This window comes from Micromonospora sp. CA-244673, assembly GCF_050948395.1.
Classification (GTDB): domain Bacteria; phylum Actinomycetota; class Actinomycetes; order Mycobacteriales; family Micromonosporaceae; genus Micromonospora.
The window spans coordinates 4,483,834-4,502,358 of record NZ_CP192019.1 but is presented as its reverse complement, the minus strand read 5'-3'; the positions used below and the strand labels follow the sequence as shown (position 1 = coordinate 4,502,358).

General features: G+C 75.6%; 17 protein-coding genes. 11 read left to right on the top strand and 6 right to left on the bottom strand.

Translation table 11 applies throughout. The features are described 5' to 3' along the window. Positions 1-3: 3 nt before the first annotated feature. Both ACQP12_RS20995 and ACQP12_RS20990 read right to left on the bottom strand, forming a co-directional pair. Entirely contained in the window at positions 4-516 is a 513-nt protein-coding gene (locus tag ACQP12_RS20995; protein ID WP_433281269.1) for a hypothetical protein, read from the bottom strand. A gap of 200 nt (positions 517-716) precedes the next feature. Beyond that, positions 717-2,027: an aminotransferase class V-fold PLP-dependent enzyme gene (locus tag ACQP12_RS20990; RefSeq protein WP_433281266.1), complete on the bottom strand. Its 1,311-nt coding sequence runs from the start codon at positions 2,025-2,027 to the stop codon at positions 717-719. 139 nt (positions 2,028-2,166) lie between these two features. On the opposite strand from ACQP12_RS20990, the gene ACQP12_RS20985 reads away from it, so the two are divergent. The 4 genes from ACQP12_RS20985 to ACQP12_RS20970 all read left to right on the top strand — a co-directional run bounded on the left by ACQP12_RS20985 (position 2,167) and on the right by ACQP12_RS20970 (position 7,301). Then, positions 2,167-3,105 carry an alpha/beta hydrolase family protein gene (locus ACQP12_RS20985; protein WP_433281265.1) on the top strand — a complete coding sequence of 313 codons (939 nt, stop codon included), beginning with the start codon at positions 2,167-2,169 and terminating at the stop codon, positions 3,103-3,105. Between the two features lie 86 nt (positions 3,106-3,191). Next, positions 3,192-3,830 (top strand): TetR/AcrR family transcriptional regulator, encoded by a 639-nt coding sequence (locus tag ACQP12_RS20980; protein ID WP_433289355.1) that lies wholly within the window; start codon positions 3,192-3,194, stop codon positions 3,828-3,830. Between the two features lie 40 nt (positions 3,831-3,870). Further along, entirely contained in the window at positions 3,871-6,561 is a 2,691-nt protein-coding gene (locus tag ACQP12_RS20975) for a LuxR C-terminal-related transcriptional regulator (RefSeq protein ID WP_433281263.1), read from the top strand. Positions 6,562-6,638: 77 nt separating this feature from the next. After that, on the top strand, positions 6,639-7,301 hold the full coding sequence (locus ACQP12_RS20970; protein ID WP_433281261.1) for a class I SAM-dependent methyltransferase: 663 nt from the start codon (positions 6,639-6,641) through the stop codon (positions 7,299-7,301). A 15-nt stretch (positions 7,302-7,316) separates the two neighbouring features. Here ACQP12_RS20970 and ACQP12_RS20965 read toward each other — a convergent pair whose 3' ends face one another. Further along, the gene (locus tag ACQP12_RS20965; RefSeq protein WP_357943498.1) at positions 7,317-7,973 is read right to left on the bottom strand and encodes a response regulator transcription factor; all 657 of its coding nucleotides are present in this window, start codon (positions 7,971-7,973) and stop codon (positions 7,317-7,319) included. Beyond that, the gene (locus ACQP12_RS20960; protein ID WP_433281259.1) at positions 7,970-9,112 is read right to left on the bottom strand and encodes a sensor histidine kinase; all 1,143 of its coding nucleotides are present in this window, start codon (positions 9,110-9,112) and stop codon (positions 7,970-7,972) included. Before ACQP12_RS20960 ends, ACQP12_RS20965 begins: the two co-directional genes overlap by 4 nt. Before the next feature lie 231 nt (positions 9,113-9,343). Here ACQP12_RS20960 and ACQP12_RS20955 point away from each other — a divergent pair, with 231 nt between their 5' ends. The 5 genes from ACQP12_RS20955 (at position 9,344) to ACQP12_RS20935 (ending at position 14,653) form a co-directional block, all read left to right on the top strand. Continuing rightward, complete coding sequence (locus ACQP12_RS20955) at positions 9,344-11,623, top strand: FAD-dependent monooxygenase (RefSeq protein WP_433281256.1); 2,280 nt, start codon at positions 9,344-9,346, stop codon at positions 11,621-11,623. Beyond that, positions 11,620-11,940, top strand: coding sequence for a putative quinol monooxygenase (locus tag ACQP12_RS20950; RefSeq protein WP_433281254.1), 321 nt, complete (start codon positions 11,620-11,622; stop codon positions 11,938-11,940). Before ACQP12_RS20955 ends, ACQP12_RS20950 begins: the two co-directional genes overlap by 4 nt. After that, entirely contained in the window at positions 11,937-13,163 is a 1,227-nt protein-coding gene (locus tag ACQP12_RS20945) for a cytochrome P450 family protein (RefSeq protein WP_433281252.1), read from the top strand. The genes ACQP12_RS20950 and ACQP12_RS20945 overlap by 4 nt, the downstream gene beginning before the upstream one ends. Positions 13,164-13,203: 40 nt before the next feature. Continuing rightward, the gene (locus tag ACQP12_RS20940; RefSeq protein WP_357943488.1) at positions 13,204-13,869 is read left to right on the top strand and encodes a TcmI family type II polyketide cyclase; all 666 of its coding nucleotides are present in this window, start codon (positions 13,204-13,206) and stop codon (positions 13,867-13,869) included. Between the two features lie 103 nt (positions 13,870-13,972). Further along, the gene (locus ACQP12_RS20935; protein WP_433281249.1) at positions 13,973-14,653 is read left to right on the top strand and encodes a DUF2238 domain-containing protein; all 681 of its coding nucleotides are present in this window, start codon (positions 13,973-13,975) and stop codon (positions 14,651-14,653) included. Between the two features lie 9 nt (positions 14,654-14,662). Here ACQP12_RS20935 and ACQP12_RS20930 read toward each other — a convergent pair whose 3' ends face one another. Beyond that, positions 14,663-14,830: a hypothetical protein gene (locus ACQP12_RS20930; RefSeq protein WP_357943484.1), complete on the bottom strand. Its 168-nt coding sequence runs from the start codon at positions 14,828-14,830 to the stop codon at positions 14,663-14,665. A 221-nt stretch (positions 14,831-15,051) separates the two neighbouring features. On the opposite strand from ACQP12_RS20930, the gene ACQP12_RS20925 reads away from it, so the two are divergent. Next, positions 15,052-15,435 carry a DUF1622 domain-containing protein gene (locus ACQP12_RS20925; RefSeq protein ID WP_433281246.1) on the top strand — a complete coding sequence of 128 codons (384 nt, stop codon included), beginning with the start codon at positions 15,052-15,054 and terminating at the stop codon, positions 15,433-15,435. Between the two features lie 8 nt (positions 15,436-15,443). Here ACQP12_RS20925 and ygiD read toward each other — a convergent pair whose 3' ends face one another. Continuing rightward, positions 15,444-16,313, bottom strand: a complete 870-nt coding sequence (ygiD, locus tag ACQP12_RS20920; protein ID WP_433281244.1) for a 4,5-DOPA dioxygenase extradiol — start codon at positions 16,311-16,313, stop codon at positions 15,444-15,446. 134 nt (positions 16,314-16,447) lie between these two features. On the opposite strand from ygiD, the gene ACQP12_RS20915 reads away from it, so the two are divergent. Beyond that, entirely contained in the window at positions 16,448-18,505 is a 2,058-nt protein-coding gene (locus tag ACQP12_RS20915) for a heavy metal translocating P-type ATPase (RefSeq protein ID WP_433281242.1), read from the top strand. Positions 18,506-18,525 lie beyond the last annotated feature (20 nt).

Here is an 18,525-nt window from a genome sequence, read left to right as displayed (position 1 = left end):
CGCTCAACCGTCGCGGCGTGGCTCCGGTCCCGCGCCGGGCAGCAGCCGCGCCGCGGCCCGCCGCAGCGGCCGGCCGTCCTTGGCGATCTTCTTCATCCGTCGCCACGCCGTACGCCCCGGGGAGGCGGTCGCCCCGCCCGCCGCGTCGGCCGGTCGCCGGGGCGTCCGGGGCGGCGGTTCCGGCGCCGGCGGCACGGGCGGTACCGCCCGCTCGGCCGTGGTGTCGGCGGTCCCGACCACCGCCTCGACGATCTGCGGGTTGCGGTCGACGGTGCTCAACGCGCGGTCGAGGATGCCGTTCAGCTCATCGAGCCGGACCTCCAGCATCGCCTCGGTGGTCACGCCGCGGATGTCGATCCGGACCGTGCCCAGCCGGGCCTGCACCCCCACGTCGAGCTGGAGCAGGCCGCCCAGCCGGGCGCGCAGGGACACGTGGGCGTCCAGGTCGTCAACCTCGGCGCAGATGTCGTCCACCCGGAGGTGGGGGATCTGGAGGACCACGTCCGGGTCGGACATCGTCCTGGCGCTGTGGTGCGGGTCGGCGGGTCGCGGCCGGTCGTGCTCCGCACCGGGGCGCGACTCGGCCCCTCCCGCGCGCGGCACACCCGGATCCCGCCCCCCGTTGCCCACCTGACCTCCGTCGCCACTCGCCGGCCGTCGGCGTGCCATTCCCGGAAAACGCGGGGGCACACCTGCGGGTCGCGGCGGCCGGGGGCTCACACCAGCCCGCGCACCGCCTCGACCGCGGCGTCCACGTCCGCCTCGCTGTTCGCGATCGTCGCGCCGAACCGCAGGTGGGACGGGTTGTACGGGGTGCTGCTGGCGATGACGCCGGCCGCGTACAGCCGGCCCACCGCCTCACCGACCGGAATGTCGGGCACGGCGCAGCAGACCACCCCGGCGGACAGGTCGGCCGAGCGCGGGGTGACCAGCCGGATCCCGCGGATGCCGGCCAGACCCTCCTTGAGCCGGCCGGCCAGGTCCCGGTTCCGCTCGGCGACCCGCGCCGGCCCGATCCGGTGGTGGAACTCGAACGCGTCGGCGAGCGCCCAGCGGTGCTCGAAGCTGTGGTAGCCGCCCGGGGTGTGCGCGGGCCCGGGAGGCGTCGGCTGCCCGCCCGTGCCCGCGAACAGCCACCGGCCGATGCTGCGCCGGTCGAAGGTGGGGATGACCGGGGTCATCCGGCTCCACGCCCGGGTGCTGCCCCAGACCAGGCCGGTGCCCCGCGGGCCGAGCAGCCACTTGTGGCAGCCGGAGACCAGCACGTCGCAGCCGAGCTGTTCCGGTGTGGCCGCGTCGGCGGCGAAGCCGTGGACCGCGTCGACGCAGACCAGCGCCTCGGGGCTGCGCGCGCGGACCGCCTCGGCGAGCTGCCGGACCGGCAGCTTCACGCCGGTGCTGGAGTGCACCCACGTCAGTGCGACGACCCGGGTGCGGGCGGAGACCGCCGCCGCCAGGTTGCCGGCCATCTCGTCGACGGTGGTCACCGCCGGATCCCGGTAGAGGCGCACCCGGCGTACGGTCACCCCGTCCCGCTCGGCCCGCAGCCGCAACGACTCGTGGGTGGCGTAGAAGTCGTGCTCGGTGGTGAGCACCTCGTCGCCCGGCCGCAGCCGCACGGCCGTGTAGACCAGCCCGAGGCCCATGGTGGTCGAGTCGGTCAGCGCGATCTGGTCGGGGCGGGTGTCGAGGTGGCGGGCCGCCGCCCCGAGCACCGCCCCGTCGAGGCGTTCCTCGTTGGCGCCCAGGTAGCCCATCGCGTCCCGGTCGAGCCCGTCCCGGTGCGTGGCGACGGCGGCGCGCACCGGCGCGGGGTGGGGCGCGAAGACGAAGGTGGCCAGGTGCGCCCGGCCGCGGTCGAGCGCGAACTGCGCCCGTACGCTCTCCCAACTCGCCGGGTCCAGGGTCGGAGCGGCGTCCGGCGCCGGCGCGGCTGGCTCCCGCCGTTCCGGTTCACAGCCGGTGGCCAGGCCGGTCACGCCGGCCGCCGCGGTCACGCCGAGCAGGTTCCGTCGGGTGAGCTGCATCGGCCCATCGTCCACTGTTGACGTCACGGACAGGTCACCGAGCCGGGCCGGGCCGCGCCGCGCGAAGGCCCGCCGCCCGGCAACGACGACCGGTGATTTCGCCGATGCGGTGGCCGTGTGCGCGCTCCAATACTGACGCATGTCGATGGATCTCCCTATCCGACAAGGAGCGACCGACGTGCGACCAGCCACCACCCCCCGTCCCCGTACCCGTCTCCGCGCCCTGGCCCGACTCGCCGTGGCGGCCGTCCTGGCCGTCGGCGGCGCCGTGGCCGTCCCCGCCGGCGCGCAGGCGGCCGCCAACCCCTACGAGCGCGGCCCCGCGCCGACCAGCGCCATCCTGGAGGCCAGCCGCGGCCCCTTCGCCACCTCGTCCTACAGCGTCTCCGCGCTGAGCGTCACGGGCTTCGGCGGCGGGGTCGTCTACTACCCGACCAGCACCAGCGAGGGCACCTTCGGCGCCATCGCGATCTCGCCCGGCTTCACCGCCACATGGTCGAGTCTCAGCTGGCTCGGACCGCGGATCGCCTCGCACGGCTTCGTGGTCATCGGCATCGAGACCAACACCCTCCTCGACCAGCCCGACAGCCGGGGCCGCCAGCTCCTGGCCGCGCTGGACTACCTCGTCCAGCGCAGCACGGTCCGGAGCCGGATCGACGCCACCCGGCTCGCCGTGGCCGGGCACTCGATGGGCGGAGGCGGCACGCTGGAAGCCGCCGCCGCGCGGCCGTCCCTGCAGGCCGCCGTCCCGTTGGCGCCCTGGAACCTGGACAAGACCTGGTCCGGGTTGGCGGTGCCGACGCTCATCATCGGTGGTGAGAGCGACACCGTGGCCCCGGTCGCCAGCCACTCGGAGCCCTTCTACAACAGCATCCCGGCCTCGTCCGAGAAGGCGTACCTGGAGTTGAACGCGGCGAGCCACTTCTTCCCCCAGACGGTGAACACGCCGATGGCCAAGCAGATGGTGGCCTGGCTGAAGCGCTTCGTGGACAACGACACCCGCTACGAGCAGTTCCTCTGCCCGGGACCGAGCGGGCTGGCCATCGAGGAGTACCGGAACACCTGCCCCAGCTCCTGAGCCTCGCCTCCGGGGCGGCCGCCACGGCGGCCGCCCCGCCGCGCGGCGCGGCCCTAGACTCGGCGTGCGTGGAGGAGGCGGGCGGGATGGGCGGCAGCGGTTTCCCGGGCCGGGTCGACGGACGGACCGCGCGGGCCACCCGCACCCGGGCCGCCATCGTCGAGGCCCACCTCGCCCTCGTCGGCGAAGGCGACCTGCGCCCGACGGGCGACCGGATCGCCGAGCGGGCCGGGGTCTCGCTGCGCGCGCTGTGGACCAACTTCAAGGACATGGAGACGCTGTTCGAGGCCAGCGGCGAGGAACTGCTGCGCCGCCAGGACGCCGCCTGGCGGCCGATCTCCCCGGCGCTGCCACTGACCACGCGGGTCGAGGCCTACTGCCGGCAGCGGGCCCGGTTGCTGCACCTCATCGCGCCGTCCGCCCGGGCGGCGCAGCTGCGCGAGCCACTCTCCCCGCAGTTGCACCGCAACCGCCGCAAGCACATCGACCGCGTGCGCGACGAGATCGAGCAGCTCTTCGCCGCCGAGCTGGACCGCGCCGGCCCGGGGCGGGAGCAGCTCGTGCACGCCCTGGTGGCGGCGAGCATGTGGTCGGCCTGGTCGATGCTGCGCGACGGGCTGGGGCTCGGCGTCGGCCCGGCCCGGGCGGTGATGGCCCGCACGGTGGCGGCGCTGCTGGCGGATCCCGAGGGGCAAAGTCTTTTCCGACTGGTTACCGATAGGTGAAACTGGATGCATGGTTACTGCATTCAGAGTGCAAATAACCTTGCGCGGCCGGGACGACGAGTGCCGGGCGGTCCGCGACCTGCTCGACGGGCCCGGCGGCGGCGCGCTGCTGTTCCACGGCGAGCCCGGTTCGGGTCGCAGCGCCCTGCTCGCGTACGCCCGGCAGCACGCCGGTGCGCGGGCGGTCCTCGCCGGCGCCGGGCTCGCCGACGAGGCGACCCTGCCGTACGCGGGTCTGCAACGCCTCCTGGACCCGGTCCTCGACCGAGCCGGGTCGCTGCCCGAGCGGCAACGGCGGGTGCTGCGGCGCGTGCTCACCGGGGGCGGCTGCCCGGACGCCCAGCGGCTGACCCTGGCCACCGCCGTGCTCGGCCTGCTCGCCGTCGCCGCCCGCGACCGCCCGCTGCTGTGCATGATGGACGACGTCGACGCCGGCGACCCCCAGACCGCCGGAACGCTCGCCGTCGTGGCCCGCCGGCTGAGCCGCCTGCCGGTCGCCCTCGTGCTCACCGCGGCCGGCGAGGCGGCGGCCGGTGACCTGCCCGCCCACCGGCTGCGCCCCCTCGACGAGCGGCAGTGCCGTGCCCTGCTCGCCGACCGGCGGTCCGCCCCACCGCCGGCCGCGGTGGCCGCCGAACTGGCGGCGGTGAGCGGCGGCAACCCGCGGGCGCTGGTCGACCTCGCCGGCGCGCTCACCCCCGGCCAGTGGCACGGGGACGAGCCGCCGCCCGCCACCCCGCCGGCCGACGGCGCGCTGGGCGCCGCGTACCGCGCCCGCCTCGACCGGCTGCCGCCGGACACCCGGCAGGTGCTGCTGCTGGCCGCGCTCGACCGCCACGGGGACCCGGCCACGCTGGACCGTGCGGCGCGCGTCGCCGGCCTGGGCGTCGAGGCGCTCGCGCCGGCCGTGGCCGCCGGCCTGCTGCGCGCCGGCCCGGCGGGAGTGACCTTCCCGCACCCGCTGACCCGGACCATGATCGAGGCCGTCGCGCCGCTGGCCGACCGGCGCGCGGCGCATCTGCTGCTGGCCCGGGCGCCGGGTGGCCGGTCGCTGCGCCAGGCCCTCCACCGCGCCGCCGCCACCGACGGCCCCGACCCGGCGCTGGCCGCGGAGCTGGAGGCGGCCGCCGCCGGCGCGGACGACCGGACCGAGGCGGCCGCCGCCCTGCGCCGCGCCGCCGAACTCAGCGACGACCCCGCCCGCGCCGCCGCCCGCACGGTCGCCGCCGCCCGCTGCGCCTGGACGGCCGGCCACCCCGACCAGGCCCGGCGGCTGCTGTCCGCGCCGCCCGCCGGCCCGGCCGCGACCGGCCCGGCCGACCTGCTGCGCGGCGAGATCCAGCTCCGCTGCGACGCGCCCTCCACGGCGGTCGCCACCCTGCTCGCCGCCGCCGAGGCGGTCGCGCCGGCCGACCGGGAGGCGGCCCTGCTCGGCCTGGTCCGGGCCGGCGAGGCCATCTGCCTCACCGGTGACCACTACCGGTACGCGGAGGTGGCGCGGCGGGCGTGGGCGCTGCGCCGGCCCGGGGACCCGCCGGACGTCGAGCTGCTGACCACGTTCGCGGCCGGGGTCGGGGCGACCCTGCGCGGCGACCACGAGCGGGGCGGGCCGGCGCTGCGCCGGGTCGTCGTCCTCGGCGGCCGGCTGACCGGGCCGGTGCTCACCCCGGCCGCACTGGTCTGCGCCGCCGTGGCCGGGCTGCTGGTGGCCGTGGACGGAGCGGCGCACCGGCTCGCCGACCGCGCCGTCGAGCTGGCCCGGGCCCGCGGCGAGCGGTCCCTGCTGCCCCGGGCGCTGGAGCTGCGAGCGGTCGCCGAATACTGGCTGGGCCGGCACGCCACGGCGACGGAGACCGCGAACGAGGGGCTGCGGGTCGCCCGTGCCACCGGCCAGCGGACCTGCGCCCGGGTCCACCTCGGCATCCTCGCCGTGCTGGCCGCGGTGCGGGCCGACCGGGCCACCAGCCTCGCCCGGATCGCCGAGATCGGCGACGGCGCCACCCCGGGCAGCCGCCCCTACGCGTACGCGCAGTGGGCGCTCGGCGTGCTCGACCTGGTCGACGGCCGGCACGCCGACGCGGCCACCCGGCTGGCCTCGCTCGCCCGGACCGGCACCGGCCGCGGCCAGGTCCTCGTGCAGGTGATGGCCACGCCGTACCTGGTCGAGGCAGCCGCCCACGACGGCCGGCGGCCCACCGCGGCGCTCACCGTCTTCGACCGCTGGGCCAGCAGCACGGCGAGCCCGTCGCGCCGGGCCCTCTCCGCCCGCTGCCACGCGCTGCTCGCGCCCCGCGGCAGCGCCGAGGCCGAGCGGGAGTTCCGCGCGGCGCTGCGGCTGCACCCCACCGACACCGACCGGTTCGAGCGGGCCCGCACGGAGCTGCTGTTCGGCCGGGAACTGCGCCGGGCCCGCCGGCCGCGGGACGCCCGGGCCCACCTGCACCGGGCGCGGGAGACGTTCACCCTGCTCGGCGCGACCGTCTGGGCCGAGCGGGCCGGCGCGGAGCTGCGCGCGGCGGGGGAGTCGGTCGGGTCGGCGCAACAGCCGCCGGCGCAGCTGCTGACCGGCCAGCAACTGCACATCGCCCAGCTGGTCGCCGAGGGGGCCACCAACCGGGAGATCGCCACCCGGATGTCGCTGTCCACCCGGACCATCGACCACCACCTGCGCAACATCTTCCACCGGCTCGGCGTGCGCTCCCGCACCGAACTGGCCCGCCTCTTCGCCTGAGGCGCGCGCCACCCTCCACGCGGTACGGTGCTGGGCGAGCCCGTTCCCGCCGGTGAACTCGTTGTCCAGGAGGTCTGGTGAGCGCACGCGACGACGAGGCGCACCGCGACGAGCCCGTCGAGGTCGGTCACGGGCACGACTACGACGAGGTCTACCGCGACGCCGCCGACTCGGGCGGGCCGCCCTGGGACATCGGCGGCCCGCAACCGGCACTCGCCGAGGTGCTCGACCAGGGGGTCACGGGCCCGAAGGTGCTCGACATCGGTTGCGGCACGGGCGACCTCGCGATCGCCCTCGCCCGGCGCGGCCACCAGGTGACGGCGGTCGACATCTCGCGCGTGGCGATCGACCAGGCCCGCGCCAAGGCCGCCCGCGAGGGCCTGGCGGTGCACTTCGAGGTCCAGGACGCCACGGCCCTGTCCCTGCCGTCCGCGCCGTTCGACACGGTGTTCGACTCGGGCCTGCTGCACAGCCTCCACCGCTACGGCGCCGCCATGGACCGCTACCTCGCGTCGCTGCCGGGCCTCGCCGCCCCGGGCGCGACCGCCTACGTGCTGGCGGTGTCACCGGCGGCGGGCCACGGCTGGGGCATGACCGAGCAGGAGCTGCGGGCGAGCTTCGCCGGGCCGGAGTGGACCGGCACCGAGGTCAGGGAGATCGACGTGGTCGCGGAGACCGGCGGCCGCACGCTCCACCTGGCCGGTCACCTGCTCCGTACGGTCCGCGCGCTCGACACCTGACCACGACCGGGCCGGTCAGCCGCTCTCCACCACGCGGTTCTCCCACGCCCACGCGGCGACCTCGACCCGGTTGCGCAGACCCAGCTTGGTCTGGATGCCGGAGAGGTGGCTCTTGACCGTGCTCAGCGAGATGAACAGCTCGGCCGCGATCTCCCGGTTGGTACGGCCCCGCGCGATGGCCCGCACCACCTCGATCTCCCGCTCCGAGAGGTGGGACGCGGCGTTGCCGCCGGGCGGACCGCCGGCCGAGGTCACGTGCCTGAGCAGCCGCAGGGTCACCGACGGCGACACCAGCGCGTCGCCGTTGTGCGCGGCGCGGACCGCCTCCACGAGCAGCGCCGGCCCGGCGTCCTTCAGGATGAACCCGACCGCCCCGTTGCGGAGCGCGCCGTAGACGTACTCGTCCAGGTCGAAGGTGGTCACCACGACGACCCGCATCGGATGGGGGACCCCCGGGCCGGCCAGCGCCCGGGTCACCTCGATGCCGTCCAGGCGGGGCATCCGGATGTCAACCAGGCAGACGTCCGGGCGCAGCCGGCGGGCCTGGGCGACGGCGTCGACGCCGTCGGACACCTCGGCCACCACGCTGATGTCCGGCTGGTCCTCGAGGATCAGCCGAAGGCCGCCGCGGACCATCGCCTGGTCGTCGGCGAGCAGCACCCGGATGGTCATCGTGCCGTCCTGGAGGGGAGGGGGAGGGTGGCCAGCACGGACCAGCCTCCGGCGGCGCGGGGACCGGCCCGCAGCGTGCCGCCGAGGGTCTGGACGCGCTCGCGCATCCCGATGAGACCGTACCCGCCGCGGTGGCCCTTCCGGGCCGGGGCCGGCGGCGCGTCGTCCACCACCTCCACCACGATCCCGTCCGCGTCCCGGTCGACGGTGACGGTGACCGACCGGGCGTGCGGGGCGTGCCGGGACACGTTGGTCAGTGCCTCCTGGACGATCCGGTAGACGGTGGTGGTCACCTCCGGGGGCCACTGCGCGGGCGGCTCGGCCAGGCGCAGCCGCACCGGCGGGCCGTGCCGGTCGAACCGCTCGACCAGGGCGCCGAGCTGTTCCGGGCCGGGCGAGGCGGGCGCCGCGTCCGCGGTGTCGCGCAGCAGCCCGACCACCCGGCGCATCGCCGCGAGGGCCTCCGAGCCGGCCAGCTCGATCCCGGCCAGGGTGGCCGGCAGCTTCTCCGGGTGCCGGCCGGCGACCAGCTGGGCGGCCTGCGCCTGCACCACGATGCCGGTGACGTGGTGGGCGACCACGTCGTGCAGCTCGCGGGCCAGCTCCAGCCGCTCGTCCTGGCGTACCCGCTCGGCGGTCGCCTGGTTGCGGGCGTCGACCAGGCGCAGCGAGAGCCCGACCGCGACGGCGGCCAGCCAGGCCAGCCCGGTCAGTGCGGCCACCGAGGAGATGCCGGACGGGGACGGACGGGCGGCGAGCTGGCTGCCCACCACGAGGGCGAGGCCGGCAGCCCCCACCGCGCCCGCCGGCACCGGCGGAAGGGTACGCACCGCCGCCCCGACCAGCACCGCCAGGGCGAGCGTCAGGGCCGGGCCCGGTTCCGCCGGCAGGTGGGCCAGCCGGGCGACCAGCACGGTCACCGCCGCGGCGACGAGACCGGCCACGGCCAAGCCGCCCCGGTGCCACCGGCGCAGCAGGGCGAACCCGCCCACCACGAGGGCGGCGAGCCCGCCGAACAGCCAGTAGCCGGCGCCCCAGGACTGCGCGACGGCGACGGCCTCGACGGCGAACGCGACCAGGAACGCGACGGCGAACCCGAGGTCCGCGGCGGCGCCGGCGAGCCGGTCCCAGATCCTCACCCGGCCCACGGTACGGAGGTCCGACCGGGACAGTGCAGACCCGGGCCCCGGGCGGCCCGGTCGTAGCGGCCTCCCGTCCCCGTGGCGTCACCGGGTGGGGACGTCGCGGGGGCCGCCCGTGACGGCCGGTTGACGCGGCCTCCGGCAGGGTCGCAGCGCGACGACGTGGTGGCCCGGGCAGCACCGGACACCGCAGCTCCACCGTCTCCCGCAGGCCGTCGAAGGGGACTCATGATCAGGACGATGCTCCGGCTGCGCGCGCGTCAGGGCTGCGAGCCCGCCGTGCGGTCCGCCTGGGGGACGGTCGCGGGGCAGGTCGCCGGGCTGGCCGGCAACCTCCGGCAGGAGCTGCTGCTCGACGCGCTGGACCCGCGCGGGTTCGTCGTCGTCACCGAGTGGGCCGACGAGGCGGCGCTGCGGGCGTACCGGGACGGGCCCGTCGCCGCGCGGCTGGCCGAGCTGGTCCGGCCGCTGACCGAGCCGGCCGGCCCGGCCGACTACCCCGTGCTGCGGGAGCACGGCACGGGTGACTCGACGGTCTACGTGGACGTCGAGCTGACCGTGCCGGCGCCCCGGCTCGCCGAGTTCCACCGCGGCTACCCGGAGGTCCGGGCGCGGATGGCCGGGATACCCGGGTACCGGCGCGAGCAGTTGCTGCGTGAACCCGGGTCGGACGTGCACCACATCTTCGCCGAGTGGAACAGCGCGGGGGAGTTCCTCCGCTGGATCGCCGACCCGGCCCACGCCTCCGCGCAGGCCGGGCCCATCGCGCCGTTCCTTCTCGACATCCGGCGCCGCCTGTTCCACGTCGTGCCCGACGGGGGCGGCCGGCGACAACCCACCACCGGCAGGGAGGCCGACGTGCACAGGACAACGGACGTACTGGTCGTCGGGGCGGGGCCCGCCGGGCTGACCGCCGCCGTCGAGCTGGCCCGGCGGGGCGTCGACTGCCGGGTGATCGACAAGCTGGCCACCCCGGCCGGCCAGGCCGACAAGGCGATCGGCGTGCACTGCCGCACCATGGAGATCTGGGAGGAGCAGGGCGTCGTCCGGGAGGCCATGGACGCCGGCATCTGGCTCACCGGCAACATGGTCTTCGTCAACGGGGCGGAGACCCACCGGATGAGCTGGGAGCTGCCCGGCCTGCCGTACGCGCACCTCGGCCTGCCCCAGTACGAGACCGAGCGCATCCTCACCGCCCGGCTGGCCACCCTCGGGGTGCGCCCCCAGCGCGGCGCCGAGCTCGTCGACTTCACCCAGGACGACGACGGCGTGACGGCCACCGTCACCACGGCCGACGGCGGCACCGAGACGGTGCGCGCCAAGTACCTGGTCGGCTGCGACGGCGCGCACAGCCGGGTCCGGGAACTGCTCGGGCTCACCTTCACCGGCGGGCTGGGCCGGTTCCCCCAGCTGTTCATGCTCGGCGACGTCGACGTGGACTGGGACATGCCCGACGGGCACCTGCTGCGGTTCCTGCACGAGACCGACGGCCGGATGGACGGGATGCTGGTCTGCGTCCCGCTGCGCGGCGAACGCCGGTACCGGATCGCCACCCTGGCCCCGCCCCGGTTCTTCGCGCAGACCGGCGGGCAGGACGCCCCGCCCGGGTTCAGCGCGGAGCTGGGCGCACCGACCCTGGCCGACGTCCAGGCCGCCCTCAACCATCTCGCCCCGCCCGGCACCCGCGCCTCGAACCTGCGCTGGTCGTCGGTGTTCCGGATCAGCCACGGCATCGTGGACCGCTACCGCGACGGCCGGGTGTTCGTGGTCGGCGACGCGGCCCACCTGCACCCGCCGGCCGGCGGCCAGGGCATGAACACCGGCATCCAGGACGCCTGGAACCTGGCCTGGAAGCTGGCCCTCGCGGTCCGCGGGATCGCCGCGCCCGGCCTGCTGGACAGCTACGAGACCGAGCGGCGGCCGGAGGGCGAGGAGATCGTCGGCCGCGCCGTGCGGATGGCGTTCACCGACGAGCTGGACCGCGAGGACCTGAAGCGGCAGTTCCTCCAGGAAATGTCCATGCTGCTCAGCTACGCGGGCAGCCCGCTGGTCGGCGAAACCGTGTCCGATCCGGACGCGCTGGGCGAGGCCCCCCGCCCCGGCGACCGCGCCCCCGACGTGGACGGGCTGCTGCGGCGCGGCGTCGGCCACCCGCTGCGGCTGCGCGACCTCACCCGCGGCACCCGGCACACGCTGCTGCTCTACGCCGACGCGTCGGCCGACGAGGCGGCGCTGGGCGCGATCGCCGAGCTCTGCGCCGACGTGCGGCGGCAGACGGCCGGGGAGGTCGACGCGTACCTGCTGCTCAGCCCGGACGCCGCCGAGCCGCGGCTGCTCGACCCGCCCGCGGTGTGCGACGCCGACGGCCGGTTCCGCGCCGCCTACGGACTGGCCGGCACCGGGCTGTACCTGGTCCGCCCGGACGGGCACGTCGGCTTCCGCAGCCAGCCCGTCGACGCCGACGCGCTCCGCAAGCACCTGCACCTGGTGTTCGGGGGTGCCCGGTGACCCGGGTGCGCACGGTGCTCGCCATGCGGACCCGGGAGGGCTGCGAGGAGCGCTTCGAGTCGGAGTGGCGCACCGCGGCCGAGGAGATCCGCACGCTGGACGGCTGCCTGCACCAGGACCTGGTCCGCGACGCCGAGGACCCGCGTAGCTACCTGATCATCAGCGACTGGGCGGACCGCGAGCGGCTGGACGCCTTCGGCCGCAGCGAGCACCGGGACCGGCTGCTGCGCATCATCCGCGAGCTGCGTGAATCCGCGCAGCGGCACACCTACCAGGTGCTGCACAGCGTGGGCAGCGCACCGGAGGAGGACCGATGACCGAGGACGCCGTGCCGGCGGGCGAGCTCTACACCGATGAGTTCGCCGCCGACCCCTACCCGACCTTCGCCCGGCTGCGCAACGACCGGCCGGTGTGCCCGGTCAGCTCCCCGCGCTTCGACTCCTGGCTGATCACCCGCTTCGACGACGCCCGGACGGCGCTGACGGACCCGCGGCTGTCCAAGGACCTCTACGGTCCCGACCAGCATTACCTGCGGATCTTCGGCCCGAACTCGGAGGGGTTGAACCGCAACATGCTCAACTCCGACCCGCCCGAGCACACCCGGCTGCGCCGGGTGGTGTCCCAGGCGTTCGCGCCGCGGCGGATCGAGGCGCTGCGGCCGCGGGTGGCGCAGGTCGTCGACCACCTGATCGACAAGATGCTCCCGCAGGGCCAGGCCGAGCTGATGCACGACTTCGCCATCCCGCTGCCCATGACGGTCATCTGCGAGCTGCTCGGGGTGCCGCCGGCCGACCACGACCGGGTGCTCGACTGGACCCAGGTGATCCGCACCTCCGGCTCGACCCGGCGGCCGCCCCAGGAGGAGCGGGCGGCCGTGCAGGAGGCCCAGCTGCGCCTGCACCACTACTTCGCGGACCTGGTGCGGGCCAAGCGCGGCGACCCGGCGGACGACATCATCGGGGCGCTCATCGACGCGGTCGACCGCGACGGGACGCTCTCCGAGGCGGAGCTGGTGACCACCACGTTCCTGCTGGTGTTCGCCGGGCACCAGACCACCGCGGACTTCCTCGGCAACGCGGTGCTCGCCCTGCTCACCCACCCCGAGCAGCTCGAGATGCTGCGCGCCACGCCCCAACTGCTGCCGGCGGCGATCGAGGAGCTGCTCCGGTTCGACGGCCCGCTGCCCGTGGCCAGCCCGCGGATCGCCACCGAGGACATCGAGTACGAGGGGGTGTGCATCCCGCGCGGCTCCATCGTCGGTGTGGCGATCAACGCGGCGAACCACGACCCCGCCCACTTCGCCGACCCCGACCGGCTGGACCTGCGCCGGGTCCGCGGCCCGCACCTGGGCTTCGGGCACGGCGTGCACTACTGCCTCGGCGTCTCGCTGGCTCGGATGGAGGCGCAGATCGCGCTCGCCGCGCTGCTGCGCCGGCTGCCCGGACTGCGGCTCGGCGTGCCCCTCGACGAGGTACGCCGGCTGCCGGCCGCGTCGCCGTTCCGCGGCCTGCTGGAGCTGCCGGTCACCTTCGCCACCTGAGCCTCCCACCCGCCCACCCGAACCCAACCAAGGAGCAGCCATGGTCTTCCGGAACGTGATCGTCTGCCACATGGTCCCCGGCAGCGACAAGATCGTCGGAGATGTCTTCGGCCACTACGACCAGGCCACCCGGCCGCAGGACCTCGGGGTCATCGGGCGCATCCTGCTGTCCCACCACGACCTCTACATCCACGTCATCGAGCGCGAGCAGGACCCGAGGATCTCCGGCCAGACCCGGGGGCTGCCCGCGTTCCAGAAGATCGCCGAGGCCATCGGCCCGTACGTGACGCCGTACCCGCGGTACTGGAAGAACCCGTCCGACTCGGTGGCCAAGGAGTTCTACCACTGGGCTCCGGAGGGGGAGCCGCCCGCGGACACCACGCTGACCGTGATCGTCGGGCGGATCAAGCCCGGCGCCGAACCGGACGTGGCGCGGGTCTTCGCCGAGTCCGACGCCGGCTCGCTGCCGGCCGAGCTGGGCGTCACCGGGCGCTGGCTCTACTCGATCGACGACGTCTACGTCCACCTGCTCGAACAGGAGGCGTCGGCCGCCGAGGCGACCCGGAACAACCACGACACCAAGCCGGTCTTCGCGAAGGTGATGCAGGACCTCGCGCCCTACGTCAGCCCGTACCGGCCGGAGGAGTGGCACGGCCCGCAGGACTCGGTGGCCACCGTGTTCTACCGCTGGCAGGCGCAGGACTGAGCGGCGCGGCGGGGGCACCGGGAGGCGCCCTCGCCGTTGCTATCGTCGTCCTCTCCGGACGGCGCCGGGCCGCACCGGGTGGAACGTGGACAGGCGGTCGCCGGTGCCCCGAGCACGCACAGTCGTCCCACCGGCGCTGCTGGTCCTCGTCGTCGCCGCCCTCGTGGCCTCCGGCATCCGGCCGTACGACCGGCTCACCTGGCTGCTGGAGACGGTCTGGGTGCTCGTCGGCGTCCCGCTGGTGCTGGTCACCTGGCGGCGATTCCCGCTGACCACCCTGCTCTGCTGCCTGCTCGCCGCGCACGCGCTGATCCTCGTGGTCGGCGGCCACTACAGCTACGCGCGCACGCCGGTCGGCGACTGGGCGCGGGAGACGTTCCACCTGTCCCGCAACCCGTACGACCGGCTCGGTCACTTCGCCCAGGGCTTCGTGCCGGCGATCCTGGTTCGCGAGATCCTGGTCCGCCGGTCGCCGCTGCGCGGCAGCCGCTGGCTCGCCCCGCTGGTGGTCTGCGCCTGCCTGGCGTTCAGCGCCCTCTTCGAGATGATCGAGTGGTGGGCGGCGCTGGCCGGCGGCTCGGCGGCCGACGACTTCCTCGCCACCCAGGGCGACGTCTGGGACACCCAGTGGGACATGTTCCTGGCGCTGGTCGGCGCGATCACCTCGCTGGCGCTGCTCAGCCGCCTGCACGACCGCCAGTTGCCGGTCCCGGCGCCGGACGCCCCGCCGGGCGCCGCCGCCGATGCCCGGGCGGCCCGGACCGGCCTGTCGCCGGAACCCTGAGCGGGGGGCTCACTCGTCGCCGACGGGCTCCGACTCGCCGTCGTGCTCGTACCGCGGGGTCAGGTGCTCGTCGGGCTGCGGCGCCTGGGCCAGGTTGTGGTGCGGGTCGCCGTCCGCCGAGTACAGGACGTCGTCGGTCTTCTTGCTCTTCTCCTGGTCCTCTTCCGGCTGCGTCACGTCCGCTCCTCGCCAGCTGCCGTCGGTGACCGCCCGCCGGGGCGGGACGGTCGGGTCCGAGTCCCACCCTAGGCGCGGCGGCGGGCGGCGGTAGGCGAATGCCGGCGAGCCCGCCGCCCGGGCGGGCTCGGACGAAAGCGGCCCGCCGGCGGCGGTGATGCGACAGGGTGGGTGCTGCGGACGGCGCGCGCGGGGCGCCACCGGCGGCGCGGGGGTGACGGGTGCCGACGAAGGAGATCATCCAGCACATCGGCACGCTCCTGGACCTGGCCGGGGTGGTGGTCATCGCGGTCGGCGTCGCGGTCGCCACGGTCGTCTTCGCGCTGCGCTGGTGGCGCACGCGGCAGGTCGTCGACCACTACCGGTCCTACCGGCAGGGGGTGGGGCGGGCCATCCTGCTCGGCCTGGAACTGCTGGTGGCCGGCGACATCATCCGGACCGTGGCGGTGTCGCCCACCTTCACCAGCGTCGGGGTGCTGGCGCTCATCGTGCTGGTCCGGACGTTCCTCAGCGTCTCGCTCCAGGTGGAACTGGACGGCCGCTGGCCGTGGCAGGGCAAGGGGCCGGTCGGCGGCTCCGGCGTGGGGTCCCGACCGGAGCGCTGAGAACGCCCTCAGATGTTGGCGGAGTCCGCCGGCACCCCGCCCGGCAGCGACGGCGCGCCGCCCGGCTGCTGCTCGCCCCCGCAGCGCAGCCCTAGGGTGTACGCCGTCATCGACAGCGACCCGTACGCGTAGCCGTCGACCAGCACGTCGGGGCGGTCCCCGGCGGCGCCGGCCAGCCCGGCCAGGTAGAGCAGCGGGATGAAGTGGTCCGGCGTCGGCACCGCGAGGTCGAAGTCCCGGTGCCCGTCCAGCCGGGCCGCCTCGGTCGGCGCGTCCTGGACGGTCTCCCGGGCGGCGTCGTCGAAGCGGCGCGCCCAGTCGAAGCCCTCGTCGGCCAGCCGCGGGTCGACGCCGCCCAGGTTGTGCACCACGTTGCCGCTGGCCACCACCAGCACGCCGCGCTCGCGCAGCGGGGCGAGCCGGGCGCCGAGGTCGAGGTGGTAGTCGAACGGCTTGAACGCGTTGATGCTCAGCTGCACCACCGGGATGTCGGCGTCGGGGAACGCGTGCGTGAGCACCGACCAGGTGCCGTGGTCGATGCCCCAGGAGTCCACGTCGGCGCCGACCCAGGTGGGGTGCACCACGTCGCTTATCTCCTCGGCCAGCTCCGGCAGCCCGGGCGCCGGGTAGCGCACGTCGAAAAGTTGCTGCGGGAAGCCGTAGAAGTCGTGGATGGTGCGCGGCCGGGGCATCGCGGTGACCGCGGTGGCGCCGATGTACCAGTGCGCGGAGACCACCAGGATGGCGCGGGGCCGGGGCACCGACCGGCCGAACTCCCGCCAGGCGGCGCTGTAGCGGTTGACCTCGAGGGCGTTCATCGGGTTGCCGTGCCCGAAGAACGCCGCCGGCAGCACCGTCTGGGTGTTCTGCTCGCTCATGTCACTCCCGGGGCCGGCCCTGCCCCCGAGGCTAACCCGCGGGCCCCTCGGCTGTCCGGCCACCGGGCCGGGGCGGGACCGGGAGTTGGCGCATACCCCCTAGGGGTATATGGTGGCGGCGGAGGTGGAGTTCGATGGACCACGAACACGGGCACCACGGCGCGGGGCACGACACGCACGACGGCCACGACAAGCACGCGGGGCACGACCCCGAGCAGTTCCGCCGCAAGTTCTGGCTGAGCCTGGCGTTGACCGTGCCGATCGTGCTGACCAGCCACATGGTCATGGACTGGCTCGGCTACTCGCTCGACTTCCCGGGCGTCCGCTGGGTCGGCCCGGCCCTCGGCACGATCGTCTTCTTCTACGGCGGCTGGCCGTTCCTGGTCGGGGGCGTCCGCGAGGTGCGCGACCGGGCGCCGGGCATGATGCTGCTGATCTCGATGGCGATCACGGTCGCGTACCTGGCGTCGGCGGCCACCAGCCTCGGCCTGTTCGACCTGGACTTCTGGTGGGAGCTGGCCGCCCTGGTCACCATCATGCTGCTGGGCCACTGGCAGGAGATGAAGGCGATCGGGCAGGCCCAGGGCGCCCTCGCGGCGCTCGCCGCGCTGCTGCCCGACGACGCCGAACGCCTCGACGACTCCGGCGCCGCGCACCGCGTGCCGGTGGCCGACCTCCGCGTCGGCGACCTGGTGCTGGTCCGCTCCGGCGGCCGGGTCCCCGCCGACGGCCGGATCGTCGACGGGGCGGCCGAGCTGGACGAGTCGATGATCACGGGGGAGTCCCGGCCGGTGCCGCGCGCCGTCGGGGACCGGGTGGTCGCCGGCACCGTGGCCACCGACTCGGCCCTCCGGGTACGCGTCGAGGCCGTCGGCGAGGACACCGCGCTCGCCGGCATCGGCCGTCTCGTCGCCCAGGCCCAGTCCTCCGGCGGTCGCGCCCAGGCGCTCGCCGACCGGTTCGCCGCGCTGCTGTTCTACGTCGCGGCCCTCGCCGGCCTGGCCACCTTCGCGGCCTGGCTGGTGCTCGGCGACACCGACCAGGCCGTGGTCCGGACCGTGACGGTGCTGGTGATCGCCTGCCCGCACGCCCTCGGCCTGGCCATCCCGCTGGTCGTGGCGCTCTCCACGGCGCTCTCGGCCCGCGCCGGCATCCTGGTGAAGGACCGGCTCGCCCTGGAGCGGATGCGCACCGTCGACGCGGTGCTGTTCGACAAGACCGGCACCCTCACCAAGGGGCGGCACACCCTGACCGGGGTGACCGCCACCGGCGGGCTGGACGACGACGCCGCGCTGCGCCTCGCGGGCGCGGTCGAGGCGGACAGCGAGCACCCGCTCGCCCGGGCCCTGGTCACGGCCGCGCAGGACCGGGGCCTGCGGGCGTCCGCCCGGGACTTCCGCTCGCTGACCGGCCGGGGCGTACGCGCCACGGTGGACGGCACCGACTGGGCGGTGGGCGGCCCGGCCCTGCTGCGCGAGCTGGGCGCCGACGTCCCCGGCGAGCTGGCGCGGGCGGCGGAGGGCTGGTCGCGGCGGGGCGCCGCCGTGCTGCACCTGGTCCGGCTGCCCGACGCCGGCCGCCCGGAGGTGGTCGGCGCGTTCGCCCTGGAGGACGAGGTGCGTCCCGAGGCCCGCGCGGCCATCGCCGAACTGCGCGAGCAGGGGGTGAAGAAGATCGTCATGATCACCGGGGACGCCCGGCCGGTCGCCGAGGCGGTCGCCGCCGACCTGGGCTTCCGCCCCGGCGTGGACGAGGTCTTCGCCGAGGTGCTGCCCGCCGACAAGGACAAGGCGGTCACCGAGCTCCAGTCCCGCGGGCTGACCGTGGCCATGGTCGGCGACGGGGTCAACGACGCCCCGGCTCTCGCCCGCGCCGACGTGGGCGTGGCCATCGGCGCCGGCACCGACGTGGCGATCGAGTCCGCCGGGGTGGTGCTGGCCAGCTCCGACCCGCGCGGGGTCACCGGCGTGATCCGGCTGTCCCGGGCGTCGTACCGGAAGATGCGGCAGAACCTGGCCTGGGCGGCCGGCTACAACGTGGTGGCCATCCCGCTCGCCGCCGGGGTCCTGGCCTGGGCGGGCGTCGCGCTCAGCCCGGCCGTCGGCGCGGTGCTCATGTCCGCCTCCACCATCGTGGTGGCGCTCAACGCCCAGCTGCTCCGGCGGGTCCGGCTCACCCCGACGGGCGACTAGAACCGCCGCAGTTACGGGTC